The sequence below is a fragment of the Staphylococcus sp. EG-SA-18 genome (genome assembly GCF_017151825.1).
Lineage (GTDB): Bacteria > Bacillota > Bacilli > Staphylococcales > Staphylococcaceae > Staphylococcus > Staphylococcus aureus.
On the sequence record NZ_JACYVY010000044.1, the window covers coordinates 113,791 to 127,693 of the forward strand.

At 32.4% G+C, this 13,903-nt stretch carries 11 protein-coding genes; 8 read left to right on the forward strand and 3 right to left on the reverse strand.

Annotated features, from left to right (window positions below; genetic code table 11):
- The first annotated feature begins 9 nt into the window (after window positions 1–9).
- Both IDG66_RS10565 and fabI read left to right on the forward strand, forming a co-directional pair.
- Window positions 10–1,854, forward strand: a complete 1,845-nt coding sequence (locus tag IDG66_RS10565; protein WP_000395164.1) for a monovalent cation:proton antiporter family protein — start codon at window positions 10–12, stop codon at window positions 1,852–1,854.
- 277 nt (window positions 1,855–2,131) lie between these two features.
- Window positions 2,132–2,902: an enoyl-ACP reductase FabI gene (gene fabI, locus IDG66_RS10570; protein WP_000933195.1), complete on the forward strand. Its 771-nt coding sequence runs from the start codon at window positions 2,132–2,134 to the stop codon at window positions 2,900–2,902.
- 194 nt (window positions 2,903–3,096) lie between these two features.
- On the opposite strand, the gene cozEa is transcribed toward fabI, so the two are convergent.
- A complete protein-coding gene (gene cozEa, locus IDG66_RS10575; RefSeq protein WP_000933111.1) occupies window positions 3,097–4,182 on the reverse strand; it encodes a lipoteichoic acid biosynthesis protein CozEa in 1,086 nt (361 codons plus the stop codon).
- 341 nt (window positions 4,183–4,523) lie between these two features.
- Between cozEa and IDG66_RS10580 the strand changes: the two genes are divergently transcribed.
- From IDG66_RS10580 to IDG66_RS10590, 3 genes are all read left to right on the forward strand, one after another.
- Entirely contained in the window at window positions 4,524–6,092 is a 1,569-nt protein-coding gene (locus IDG66_RS10580) for an alanine/glycine:cation symporter family protein (RefSeq protein ID WP_000570687.1), read from the forward strand.
- Between the two features lie 144 nt (window positions 6,093–6,236).
- Window positions 6,237–6,995 (forward strand): esterase family protein, encoded by a 759-nt coding sequence (locus IDG66_RS10585; RefSeq protein WP_001288675.1) that lies wholly within the window; start codon window positions 6,237–6,239, stop codon window positions 6,993–6,995.
- A gap of 193 nt (window positions 6,996–7,188) precedes the next feature.
- On the forward strand, window positions 7,189–7,698 hold the full coding sequence (locus tag IDG66_RS10590; RefSeq protein WP_000600387.1) for a YjcG family protein: 510 nt from the start codon (window positions 7,189–7,191) through the stop codon (window positions 7,696–7,698).
- A gap of 112 nt (window positions 7,699–7,810) precedes the next feature.
- Here the strand turns inward: IDG66_RS10590 and ltaA are convergent, their stop codons facing one another.
- A complete protein-coding gene (gene ltaA, locus IDG66_RS10595) occupies window positions 7,811–9,001 on the reverse strand; it encodes a lipoteichoic acid biosynthesis MFS flippase LtaA (protein ID WP_001154224.1) in 1,191 nt (396 codons plus the stop codon).
- Window positions 8,979–10,154 carry a diglucosyl diacylglycerol synthase gene (locus IDG66_RS10600; protein ID WP_000258650.1) on the reverse strand — a complete coding sequence of 392 codons (1,176 nt, stop codon included), beginning with the start codon at window positions 10,152–10,154 and terminating at the stop codon, window positions 8,979–8,981. Before IDG66_RS10600 ends, ltaA begins: the two co-directional genes overlap by 23 nt.
- A gap of 432 nt (window positions 10,155–10,586) precedes the next feature.
- On the opposite strand from IDG66_RS10600, the gene IDG66_RS10605 reads away from it, so the two are divergent.
- The 3 genes from IDG66_RS10605 to IDG66_RS10615 are packed head-to-tail and all read left to right on the forward strand — an operon-like array spanning window position 10,587 to window position 13,874.
- Complete coding sequence (locus IDG66_RS10605) at window positions 10,587–12,071, forward strand: UDP-N-acetylmuramoyl-L-alanyl-D-glutamate--L-lysine ligase (protein ID WP_000340130.1); 1,485 nt, start codon at window positions 10,587–10,589, stop codon at window positions 12,069–12,071.
- Window positions 12,061–12,312, forward strand: a complete 252-nt coding sequence (locus IDG66_RS10610; RefSeq protein WP_000247584.1) for a YueH family protein — start codon at window positions 12,061–12,063, stop codon at window positions 12,310–12,312. Before IDG66_RS10605 ends, IDG66_RS10610 begins: the two co-directional genes overlap by 11 nt.
- Entirely contained in the window at window positions 12,312–13,874 is a 1,563-nt protein-coding gene (locus tag IDG66_RS10615) for a peptide chain release factor 3 (RefSeq protein WP_001049957.1), read from the forward strand. The genes IDG66_RS10610 and IDG66_RS10615 overlap by 1 nt, the downstream gene beginning before the upstream one ends.
- Window positions 13,875–13,903 lie beyond the last annotated feature (29 nt).

Sequence of the window (13,903 nt, forward strand, 5' to 3'; positions counted from 1 at the left end):
GGAGGAGTTATGGAGTTTTTATCTTTAGTTATTGTTGTTTTAGCAGCGTTTTTAACTCCAATAATTGTCAATCGATTAAATATTAATTTCTTGCCAGTTGTTGTTGCAGAAATTTTGATGGGGATTGTGATTGGAAATTCATTTCTAAATATAGTAGAAAGGGATTCAATTCTAAATATTTTATCAACATTAGGCTTTATCTTTTTAATGTTTTTAAGTGGTTTAGAAATTGATTTTAAAGCTTTTAAAAAAGATAAACGCGCACGTCAAGGACAAAATAATGATGAATCCTCAATTCCAGGGCATCTTAATCTAGCGTTAACTGTATTTGCATTTATTATGATTATTTCGATTCTTTTAGCGTATGTATTTAAATGGCTTGGATTAGTGGATGATGTGTTATTAATGGTCATTATCATTTCAACTATTTCCTTAGGCGTAGTTGTTCCAACTTTAAAAGAAATGAATATTATGAGAACAACTATAGGGCAATTTATCCTATTAGTAGCAGTACTTGCGGACTTAGTAACTATGATTTTATTAACGGTCTATGGTGCAATCAATGGTCAAGGCGGCAGTACAATATGGTTAATAGGTATATTAGTTGTTTTCACAGCAATTTCATATATTTTAGGTGTTCAATTTAAAAGAATGTCATTTTTACAAAAATTGATGGATGGTACGACGCAAATCGGTATTCGTGCGGTATTTGCATTAATAATATTATTAGTAGCCCTAGCAGAGGGAGTTGGCGCAGAAAATATATTAGGTGCATTCTTAGCAGGTGTCGTTGTTTCATTATTAAATCCAGATGAAGAAATGGTTGAAAAGTTAGACTCATTTGGTTATGGGTTCTTTATTCCTATTTTCTTTATAATGGTTGGTGTAGATTTAAACATACCTTCATTAATTAAAGAACCGAAATTACTAATTATCATACCGATTTTAATCGTTGCATTTATCGTTTCAAAATTAATTCCAGTCATGTTTATTCGACGTTGGTTTGATATGAAAACAACGATTGCATCAGCATTTTTATTAACATCAACATTATCGCTCGTGATAGCTGCAGCCAAAATTTCAGAAAGATTAAATGCTATTTCAGCTGAAACGTCAGGTATATTAATTTTAAGCGCAGTCATTACATGTGTATTCGTTCCGATTATTTTCAAAAAACTGTTTCCAGTTCCAGATGAGTTTAACCGTAAAATTGAAGTTAGTTTAATTGGTAAAAATCAATTAACGATTCCTATAGCGCAAAATTTAACATCTCAGTTATATGACGTGACATTATATTATCGCAAAGACTTGAGTGATCGTCGTCAATTGTCGGATGATATCACGATGATAGAAATTGCTGATTATGAACAAGATGTTTTAGAACGACTAGGTCTGTTTGACCGAGACATAGTTGTTTGTGCCACGAATGACGATGATATTAACCGAAAAGTTGCTAAATTAGCCAAAGCACATCAAGTTGAGCGTGTCATTTGCAGACTTGAAAGCACAACGGACGATACAGAGTTAGTTGATTCAGGTATTGAAATTTTCAGTAGCTACTTAAGTAATAAAATCTTATTAAAAGGTTTAATTGAAACACCTAACATGTTGAATTTATTAAGTAATGTTGAAACGTCACTATATGAAATTCAAATGTTAAATTATAAATATGAAAATATTCAATTACGTAATTTCCCATTCGGAGGAGACATCATCTTCGTGCGTATTATCCGTAATAATGAGTCGATTGTTCCGCATGGAGATACACAATTGCGATATGGAGATCGCTTAATTGTTACCGGTGCTAAAGAATACGTTGATGAATTGAAGCAAGAGTTAGAATTTTATTTTTAACAATAATGATATTAAAATGCAGACGTATTTTAGTACGACGTAAAATTAATGATATTAAAATGCTAGTATGTATATGATTTTGATAAATAAATGCTTTTTACGTAAATCAAGTTTGATACAGAAAGGACTAAATCAAACATTTATCGTTGTAATACGTTTAAATAACTTTATTAAAAAGTCATAATAGTGTTAAAATGTATTGACGAATAAAAAGTTAGTTAAAACTGGGATTAGATATTCTATCCGTTAAATTAATTATTATAAGGAGTTATCTTACATGTTAAATCTTGAAAACAAAACATATGTCATTATGGGAATCGCTAATAAGCGTAGTATTGCTTTTGGTGTCGCTAAAGTTTTAGATCAATTAGGTGCTAAATTAGTATTTACTTACCGTAAAGAACGTAGCCGTAAAGAGCTTGAAAAATTATTAGAACAATTAAATCAACCAGAAGCGCACTTATATCAAATTGATGTTCAAAGCGATGAAGAGGTTATTAATGGTTTTGAGCAAATTGGTAAAGATGTTGGCAATATTGATGGTGTATATCATTCAATCGCATTTGCTAATATGGAAGACTTACGCGGACGCTTTTCTGAAACTTCACGTGAAGGTTTCTTGTTAGCTCAAGACATTAGTTCTTACTCACTAACTATCGTTGCTCATGAAGCTAAAAAATTAATGCCAGAAGGTGGTAGCATTGTTGCAACAACATATTTAGGTGGCGAATTCGCAGTTCAAAACTATAATGTGATGGGTGTTGCTAAAGCGAGCTTAGAAGCAAATGTTAAATATTTAGCATTAGACTTAGGTCCAGATAATATTCGCGTTAATGCAATTTCAGCTGGTCCAATCCGTACATTAAGTGCAAAAGGTGTGGGTGGTTTCAATACAATTCTTAAAGAAATCGAAGAGCGTGCACCTTTAAAACGTAATGTTGATCAAGTAGAAGTAGGTAAAACTGCGGCTTACTTATTAAGTGATTTATCAAGTGGCGTTACAGGTGAAAATATTCATGTAGATAGCGGATTCCACGCAATTAAATAATATCATTCAACAGCTTTGTTCACGTTATTATATATGTGAGCAAAGCTTTTTTGCTTTTATAATAATCGGACTGATGGAAAATTATTTGATATTTCATTTGACTGATTTTTTATGCACAAAAAAATCGCCTCAAAAGCTGTAGTTTCAACTTTTGATGCGATAGTATCTTATATTCTTAAAAGACATCCACAGAATTAGTCCTTAACATTACTGTTTGCTTTATCAATAATGCGTTGGCGGTATTTGAAAATATTACTAACAACCGTTTTAAGTACAGCATATAATGGCACTGCAATCAGAACTAATGTAAAGCCACCTAAATCTCCTGCTGCTAAAATAACAACGATAATTGTTAGAGGATGGATACTTAAAGATTTACCCATTACATTTGGCGTAATGATATTACCTTCAAGTTGGTGTGCAATTAATGTAATGATACAAACCCATATAAATGTAGTAGGACTATCTATAATACCGAGTATTGCTGCAGGTGCAAATGATAACCATGAACCTAAGAAAGGAATTAAGTTTGCGACACCAGCAAATAGTACTAATAAAGGAATATATGGTAAGTCAATAATTGAATAACCGATATATAAGAATATACCTAAAATAACACTGACAGTTACTTGACCTTGAATGTAAGATTTTAATGTAAAGTTTAAATCAGTTAATAAATCTACGAAAAATACTTTACGTTCACCTTTGAAAAATTTAGCAACAGCTGGGATAAATTTTTCATGGTCTTTTAACATATAAATTAAGAAGAATGGAACCATAATCAATAAGAAGATGGTTGAAATTAATGATGTAATGTACTGTAATGAATTAGATAAAATATTAGTAACGCCATCACCCATTGATTTAACCATATTTGTAATTCTACTTGTTACATCTTCAGGTAATTTATCCATTTGAGCTAGTGCGAATTTAATAATTTGCTCTGCTTCTTTTTGTAGGGCAGGTGTCTGACTAATTAAATTGTTGATATTTGAAATGATGATTGGTGCAACAAACGCAACAATTAAGCCGATAATAGCAAACAAAGCTAACATGATTGTTGTTATACTAGCCCATCTTGGAAAACCGACTTTTTCAAGTGAGTTTTGAAAAGGTAGACAGATATAAAATAAAAAACCACTAATTAAAAATGGAAGAAATACAGAACCGATGATTGTAGCTATTGGAGTAAATACTTCGTGCACTTCCATAAATAGTTTGATGAGAATGAACAGCATAATCAGAGCGATGCCAGTTCGGAACCAAACCTTGTTTAACATAAACGATGTTCCTCCTATTTTTCTAAACTTAGTTATTATTTAGTATATCCTAAATAGCAGTGCTTAAAAAGGTTAATATTTTTTAAATATACTTAAATTAACCATTCACTTTCTATTTTAAGATATTTACTTTCAATAGTTTGTGAGACTTTTCAATGACTCGTAAGTCTGCAATTGGATCAAACAGCACCAGTTTATATGAATAACTTATTTTAATATTAAACGTGTTTAAATAATGAAATAATCATATTAATATTTATAAGAATATTCTGAAAAATATATTGAAGTGTCTCGTGCTTAATCGTATAATATTTTTATGTTTAAACAATAGGGGGAATCTTATGATTGAAAAATTAGTAACCTTTTTAAATGAGGTTGTATGGAGTAAGCCATTAGTTTATGGTTTGCTAATTACTGGTGTGCTATTTACATTGCGTATGCGATTTTTTCAAGTTAGACATTTTAAAGAAATGATTCGATTAATGTTTCAAGGAGAGAAGTCTCCTAATGGTATTTCAAGTTTTCAAGCGATAGCCATGTCTTTAGCAGGCAGGGTTGGTACAGGTAATATTGTCGGTGTATCTACTGCAATATTTATAGGAGGACCTGGTGCAGTATTTTGGATGTGGATTACTGCGTTTTTAGGTGCAAGTAGTGCTTTTATTGAATCTACACTTGGTCAAATATTCAAGAGAGTTGAAAATAATGAATACCGTGGTGGACCAGCGTATTATATTGAATATGGTATTGGTGGTAAATTTGGTAAAATTTACGGAATTATCTTTGCTATTGTTACGATTATCTCAGTAGGTCTATTGCTTCCTGGTGTGCAATCTAACGCTATAGCAAGTTCTATGCATAATGCGATTCATGTTCCACAATGGTTAATGGGTGCTATTGTTGTAGTTATTTTGGGATTAATTATTTTTGGTGGTGTACGTAGTATTGCCAATGTTGCAACAGCCGTTGTACCATTTATGGCAATTATTTACATACTGATGGCTGTCATTATCATTTGTATCAATATACAAGAAGTGCCAGCGTTATTTGCATTAATTTTCAAATCAGCATTTGGATTACAATCTGCTTTTGGTGGTATCGTTGGCGCAATGATAGAGATTGGTGTTAAACGTGGATTATACTCAAATGAGGCTGGTCAAGGTACAGGTCCACACGCAGCAGCGGCAGCAGAAGTATCACATCCAAGTAAACAAGGTCTAGTACAAGCATTTTCAGTTTATATTGATACATTATTTGTATGTACTGCAACTGCTCTGATTATACTTATTTCTGGTACATATAATGTGACTGATGGTACGGTTAATGCGAATGGCACACCGCATTTAATTAAAGATGGCGGTATTTATGTTGAAAATGCAACAGGTAAAGATTATTCAGGTACTGCGATGTATGCACAAGCCGGCATTGATAAAGCGTTCCATGGCAGTGGTTATCAATTTGATCCTACTTTCTCTGGCGTAGGTTCGTACTTTATTGCATTTGCTTTATTCTTCTTTGCATTTACTACAATTTTGTCGTACTACTACATTACAGAAACAAATGTTGCTTATTTAACGCGTAATCAAAATAATCAAGTTTCATCGATATTTATTAATATTGCTCGTGTGATTATTTTGTTCGCTACATTTTACGGTGCAGTTAAAACAGCTGATGTAGCATGGGCATTCGGTGATTTAGGTGTAGGTCTAATGGCTTGGTTAAATATCATTGCGATTTGGATTTTACATAAGCCTGCCGTAAATGCTTTAAAAGATTATGAAATTCAAAAGAAACGTTTAGGAAACGGTTATAATGCAGTTTATCAACCTGATCCGAATAAATTACCTAATGCTGTCTTTTGGTTGAAGACATATCCAGAACGTTTAAAACAAGCACGTGCCAAAAAGTAATCTACTTTTGTTTATAGTATATGTAGTGATCATTTGATAAAAAAAGAAACAGCATTGATAATTTTAGGTGCTCAGAAATTTGAATTTTAAAAATATAGTGTCTCTTGGTACAATAACAATACAACTACTAGGGGGCACTTTTTTATGTCAGAATTTAAAACTGGTAAGATTAATAAACATGTTTTATATAGTAATATTTTAAATAGAGATGTCACGATAAGTATTTATTTACCAGAATCTTATAATCAACTTGTTAAATATAATGTCATTCTTTGCTTTGACGGATTAGATTTTTTACGTTTCGGGAGAATACAACGTACATATGAATCGTTAATCAAAGAAGCGCGTATTGATGATGCGATCATTGTTGGATTCCATTATGAAGACGTTGATAAGCGTAGAGAGGAATTTCATCCACAAGGAAGTCGTTCTCATTTAACTATTCAATCAGTCGGTAAAGAAATATTGCCATTTATTGACTCGACGTTTTCTACACTGAAAGTAGGTAATGCAAGGTTATTAGTAGGGGATAGTTTAGCGGGTAGTATTGCCTTATTAACGGCGTTGACCTATCCAACGATTTTTAGTCGTGTAGCAATGTTAAGTCCACATTCAGATGACAAAGTATTAGATAAGCTAAATCAATGTGCTAATAAAGAACAATTGACAATTTGGCATGTCATTGGTCTAGATGAAAAAGATTTTACTTTACCAACAAATGGTAAGCGTGCCGATTTCTTAACACCGAATAGAGAATTAGCTGAACAAATTAAGAAATATAATATAACTTATTATTACGATGAATTTGAAGGTGGTCACCAATGGAAAGATTGGAAACCATTGCTGTCAGATATATTATTGTATTTTTTACGTAAAAACACAGATGATCAACATTATGAGTAATTTACATTAGTAGATTTAGTATGAATTGTCTTCATATAGTTTGGTCTATAATATAATTTATAAAAGATTTTACTGTTTGATTTAATTTAAATTTGTCGAAATTGCAAAAGATGTATAATGAATTATTTTTAATGTAACGGTTTTCAAAGAAATTTGATATAATAGCAATAGGTTAAACAAAGGAGGAATTCAGATGATTTTAGGATTAGCATTAATTCCATCAAAGTCATTTCAAGAAGCGGTGGATTCTTACCGTAAAAGATATGATAAACAGTATTCACGAATTAAACCACATGTGACAATTAAAGCGCCATTTGAAATTGAAGATGGTGATTTAGATTCTGTCATTGAACAGGTTAGAGCTCGTATTAATGGTATACCAGCAGTAGAAGTTCATGCTACAAAAGCTTCTAGCTTCAAACCAACGAACAATGTGATTTACTTTAAAGTTGCGAAGACGGACGACTTAGAAGAATTGTTTAATCGCTTTAATGGAGAAGATTTCTATGGAGAAGCTGAACATGTTTTTGTGCCACACTTTACAATAGCACAAGGACTATCTAGCCAAGAATTCGAAGATATTTTTGGTCAAGTAGCATTAGCTGGGGTAGACCATAAAGAAATTATCGATGAATTAACTTTGTTACGTTTTGACGATGACGAAGATAAATGGAAAGTTATTGAAACGTTTAAATTAGCTTAAGTAACATAATAGTATTGTTAATCGTAGTATGTTTGAATTAATAAGAAAATGGTCATTTTTATTGAATGTAATAAAAATGACCATTTTCTTTATTTTAAAATACGTTTTAACCTTACTTAGCTTTTTCTCTATTTGCTATAAAGTAGCTTCCATAAAATACAGCTAAGACTAAAAAGATTAATGCCGAGAAATAAAATGTATTGTTTAAATTGTTGGTAAATTGTGTAATTAATCCGCCAAATAATGGCCCTATCATTGAGCCGAATCCTTGGATACTATTAAAAACACCCCAAGTTTCTTCTTGTTCATCTGATTTGATAAATCGTGCCATAAAGGTATTCCATGCTGGTAATAAGATGCCATACATTAGACCGATAGCTAAAGCGATAATCCACACGATGTGAATATTAACAATCATAGATAGAGTGAAAATTAATATCATGTATAAAATAAATCCGCTTAGAATAACACCATACATAAAGTTTCTGCTGCGGTTATCTATTAGTTTCGATAAAAATAGCATCGAAACTGCACAGCCGATACCACCAATAATGATTGCAACAGTATATTCAATTGTACTTACGTTAATAACCTTAGTAGCATATGTTGGTAATATAGGAACTAGGGCAGCAATTGCGGCACCTTGTAAAAGAATACCAGGGAACAACAATAAATGGCGCTTTGTCACATCAACAATTTGTCTCAATTGAGCTTTAACTGGACGAGTATTATAATTTGTTAACTTTACATCGACAAAATAATATAATATCCATGCAATTAAAACGACTAAAGACATCATGAAGGCAAAGCGTGTTGGGTGCACTTTGATAAGTAGATTCATAAAAACCATACCTACCAATAGGCCTAACAACCATGAAAAATAAACATAGCCCATTTGTTTGCCACGTTTATCTTCTTCAACACTGGATAACATAATGACCCAAATAGGACTAACTGCAATACCGAGCATCATAGCACTAAATATGATTACAAAAGGTGATGCTGGAAACCAAATAACTAAAAATAAACTTGTAAATGCTAAAATAAATCCAGTCGTTAAAACGATTTTTGTGCCGAATTTTTTCAGTAAAAATCCTATAACAAAGTTTGTAGATGCATCAGCAATAAAATGTATTGAAAATGCTAGAGACGTTATTGCTACAGCAATGGATGTAACTGTTGGCAAGAAATTAATATAGCTTAGGATATACATGCCTCTCGCAAATTCCATTAAAAATAAGATAATAAGCATTAAAATGAAATTTTTATGATTAGCGTAATTATTTAACGAAGAATCTTGCATATAAAGGAACCTTTCCATAAATCTCTTGTGGTTGTGATGAATGACCGATTAAATCAAGTAAGTCTCGACATATTGTCTGTGTAGCATACTTAATTTTATCTTGTTCCATTGTACTAATCATATTAGTTAATTGCTCATTACCGTTCGTTAAACTTGCTACAATTTTTATTGCTTCTTCTGGAGTATCAGCGATTTTACCAAAACCTTTTTCTTCAAAGTAAAGGGCATTTTCAAGCTCTTGACCAGGTGCAGGATTTAGGAAAATCATTGGAATACAACGGGCGAAACCTTCAGTTATTGTGATACCACCAGGTTTCGTAATCATAAGTTGACTTGATGCCATCCATTCATTCATGTGTTTGGTATAACCTAGAATCAATACATTCTCGTTAGATTTAAACTTAGCTGTTAAAGAACGCTTTAGCTCTTTGCTCTTACCACAAATCATAACTACTTGTGCATTTGCACTTTTCGCTAATATATCAGTGATCATCGTGTCAAAACCTTTAGATACACCAAATGCACCAGCTGACATTAAAATAGTTTGCTTATCTGGATCTAAGTTGTTGTCTATTAACCACTGCTTTTGATTAATAGGCGTTTCAAATTTGTTATCAATAGGAATACCTGTCACTTTAACTGTTGAAGGATCAATACCTACGTCTATGAAGTCTTGTTTCGTTTCTTTTGTTGCCACATAATATCTTGTTGAATACGGCGTAATCCAGTTTTTATGTAAGCGATAGTCTGTCATCACTGTAGCAACTGGAATATTAATGTTAAATTGCTCAGTGAGTACCGACATAACTGGTGTAGGAAACGTTAATAATATTAAATCTGGCTTTTCTTTTATCAATAAATTGATTAACTTATTAAGTCCATAGTATTTGTAAAAACATTTGTCTAGTTTATCTGGGCGGCTGTAATAAAACCCTTTGTACATATTTCTAAAATATTTAAAGCTATTGATATACCATTTTTTACAAATAGAAGTCAAAATTGGATGAGCTTCCATAAATAAATCGTGCTCAATGACGCTTAAATGGTCTAGATTCATATCATTAAGTTGATTAACGATACTCTGTGTAACTTGCATATGACCGTTACCGAATGAGCCAGTAATAATCAATATCTTTTTATTTTGAGTAACCATTAATAGCCACCCTCCATTAGTTTGAAAATTTTATTTAAGTGTAACTTATTTTACGGCATTATAAAAGAAATAAAGACGCAAAGTCGTTACATTTATAGCAATTTTAATCAATAGATGAATTGATACAAAATAAAACGTTATTTTATAAAGCAATTTATTGTTCTATGTTTTATTTGTATATTTAAAATTATCCAGTATACAATTATAGCATATTTTTGGAAACAATTATGATATTATACCATGTTACAAGATGGTTTTAATAATTTAAGATGAGCCATAATTGTGAAACTAATTCATAATAACGTATGTTTTATTTTTAATAGTAGAAATTAGAAAATGCTGATTAGTAGGATATAACAGTGAAATTATAAATTTATTAACATCAACAAAACGTGTATAATAAACATATTGTAGAAAAAGGAGCGGTTCAGTTTGGATGCAAGTACGTTGTTTAAGAAAGTAAAAGTAAAGCGTGTATTGGGTTCTTTAGAACAACAAATAGATGATATCACTACTGATTCACGTACAGCGAGAGAAGGTAGCATTTTTGTCGCTTCAGTTGGATATACTGTAGACAGTCATAAGTTCTGTCAAAGTGTAGCTGATCAAGGGTGTAAGTTGGTAGTGGTCAATAAAGAACAATCATTACCAGCTAACGTAACACAAGTGGTTGTGCCGGACACATTAAGAGTAGCTAGTATTCTAGCACACACATTATATGATTATCCGAGTCATCAGTTAGTGACATTTGGTGTAACGGGTACAAATGGTAAAACTTCTATTGCGACGATGATTCATTTAATTCAAAGAAAGTTACAAAAAAATAGTGCATATTTAGGAACTAATGGTTTCCAAATTAATGAAACAAAGACAAAAGGTGCAAATACGACACCAGAAACAGTTTCTTTAACTAAGAAAATTAAAGAAGCAGTTGATGCAGGCGCTGAATCCATGACATTAGAAGTATCAAGCCATGGCTTAGTATTAGGACGACTGCGAGGCGTTGAATTTGACGTTGCAATATTTTCAAATTTAACACAAGACCATTTAGATTTTCATGGCACAATGGAAGCATACGGACACGCGAAGTCTTTATTGTTTAGTCAATTAGGTGAAGATTTGTCGAAAGAAAAGTATGTCGTGTTAAACAATGACGATTCATTTTCTGAGTATTTAAGAACAGTGACGCCTTGTGAAGTATTTAGTTATGGAATTGATGAGGAAGCCCAATTTATGGCTAAAAATATTCAAGAATCTTTACAAGGTGTCAGCTTTGATTTTGTAACGCCTTTTGGAACTTACTCAGTAAAATCGCCTTATGTTGGTAAGTTTAATATTTCTAATATTATGGCGGCAATGATTGCGGTGTGGAGTAAAGGTACATCTTTAGAAACGATTATTAAAGCTGTTGAAAATTTAGAACCTGTTGAAGGGCGATTAGAAGTTTTAGATCCTTCGTTACCTATTGATTTAATTATCGATTATGCACATACAGCTGATGGTATGAACAAATTAATCGATGCAGTACAGCCTTTTGTAAAGCAAAAGTTGATATTTTTAGTTGGTATGGCAGGCGAACGTGATTTAACTAAAACGCCTGAAATGGGGCGAGTTGCCTGTCGTGCAGATTATGTCATTTTCACACCGGATAATCCGGCAAATGATGACCCGAAAATGTTAACGGCAGAATTAGCCAAAGGTGCAACACATCAAAACTATATTGAATTTGATGATCGTGCAGAAGGGATAAAACATGCAATTGACATAGCTGAGCCTGGGGATACTGTCGTTTTAGCATCAAAAGGAAGAGAACCATATCAAATCATGCCAGGGCATATTAAGGTGCCACATCGAGATGATTTAATTGGCCTTGAAGCAGCTTACAAAAAGTTCGGTGGTGGCCCTGTTGGTCAATAAAAGATTTATTGATGAAGGTAAAACTATTGATGTTTATTTATTCGAAGCATTAAATGACCAGATAATCATTGCTATACCAGATTGGTTTTGGTCATATCAGATGGCAATGACATTAGATGAAGAAACTTGTTTTGAAGCAATACTCATGCAATTGTTTGTTTTTAAAGAAGAGGAAGAGGCAGAATCGATTGCATCACAACTAACAGATTGGATAGAAACATATAAAAAGGAGAAAGACTAATGAACTTAAAGCAAGAAGTTGAGTCTAGAAAGACTTTTGCGATTATTTCACATCCCGATGCAGGGAAAACAACGTTAACTGAAAAACTATTGTACTTCAGTGGTGCCATTCGTGAAGCGGGTACAGTTAAAGGGAAGAAGACTGGTAAATTTGCGACAAGTGACTGGATGAAAGTTGAACAAGAACGTGGTATTTCTGTAACAAGTTCAGTAATGCAATTTGATTACGATGATTATAAAATCAATATCTTAGATACACCAGGACATGAAGACTTTTCAGAAGATACGTATAGAACATTAATGGCAGTTGACAGTGCTGTCATGGTCATAGACTGTGCAAAAGGTATTGAACCACAAACATTGAAGTTATTTAAAGTTTGTAAAATGCGTGGTATTCCAATCTTTACATTCATTAATAAATTAGACCGAGTAGGTAAAGAACCATTTGAATTATTAGATGAAATCGAAGAGACATTAAATATTGAAACATACCCTATGAATTGGCCAATTGGTATGGGACAAAGTTTCTTTGGCATCATTGATAGAAAGTCTAAAACAATTGAACCATTTAGAGATGAAGAAAATATATTACATTTGAATGATGATTTTGAGTTGGAAGAAGATCATGCAATTACAAATGATAGTGCTTTTGAACAAGCGATTGAAGAATTAATGTTGGTTGAAGAAGCGGGTGAAGCCTTTGATAATGACGCGCTGTTGAGTGGAGACTTAACACCTGTATTTTTCGGTTCAGCTTTAGCTAACTTTGGTGTACAAAATTTCTTAAATGCATATGTTGATTTTGCGCCAATGCCAAATGCAAGACAAACAAAAGAAGAGGTTGAAGTAAGCCCGTTTGATGATTCATTTTCAGGATTTATCTTTAAAATTCAAGCCAACATGGACCCTAAACACCGTGATAGAATTGCATTTATGCGTGTCGTTAGTGGTGCATTTGAACGTGGTATGGATGTTACTTTGCAACGTACTAATAAAAAGCAAAAGATCACACGTTCAACGTCATTTATGGCAGACGATAAAGAAACTGTGAATCATGCTGTAGCAGGCGATATCATTGGACTATATGATACTGGTAATTATCAAATTGGAGATACTTTAGTTGGTGGAAAACAAACCTACAGTTTCCAAGATTTACCACAATTTACGCCAGAAATTTTTATGAAAGTTTCTGCTAAAAACGTCATGAAACAGAAGCATTTCCATAAAGGTATTGAACAATTAGTACAAGAAGGTGCGATTCAATACTATAAAACATTACACACAAACCAAATTATTTTAGGTGCTGTTGGTCAGTTACAATTTGAAGTTTTCGAACATAGAATGAAAAATGAATATAATGTTGATGTTGTTATGGAGCCAGTAGGCCGTAAAATTGCACGTTGGATTGAAAATGAAGACCAAATTACAGATAAGATGAACACATCAAGATCGATTTTAGTGAAAGATAGATATGACGATTTAGTATTCTTATTTGAAAATGAATTTGCAACAAGATGGTTTGAAGAGAAATTCCCTGAAATTAAATTGTATAGTTTACTTTAACAGCTCAATTGTATAATCGAATTTGTTAC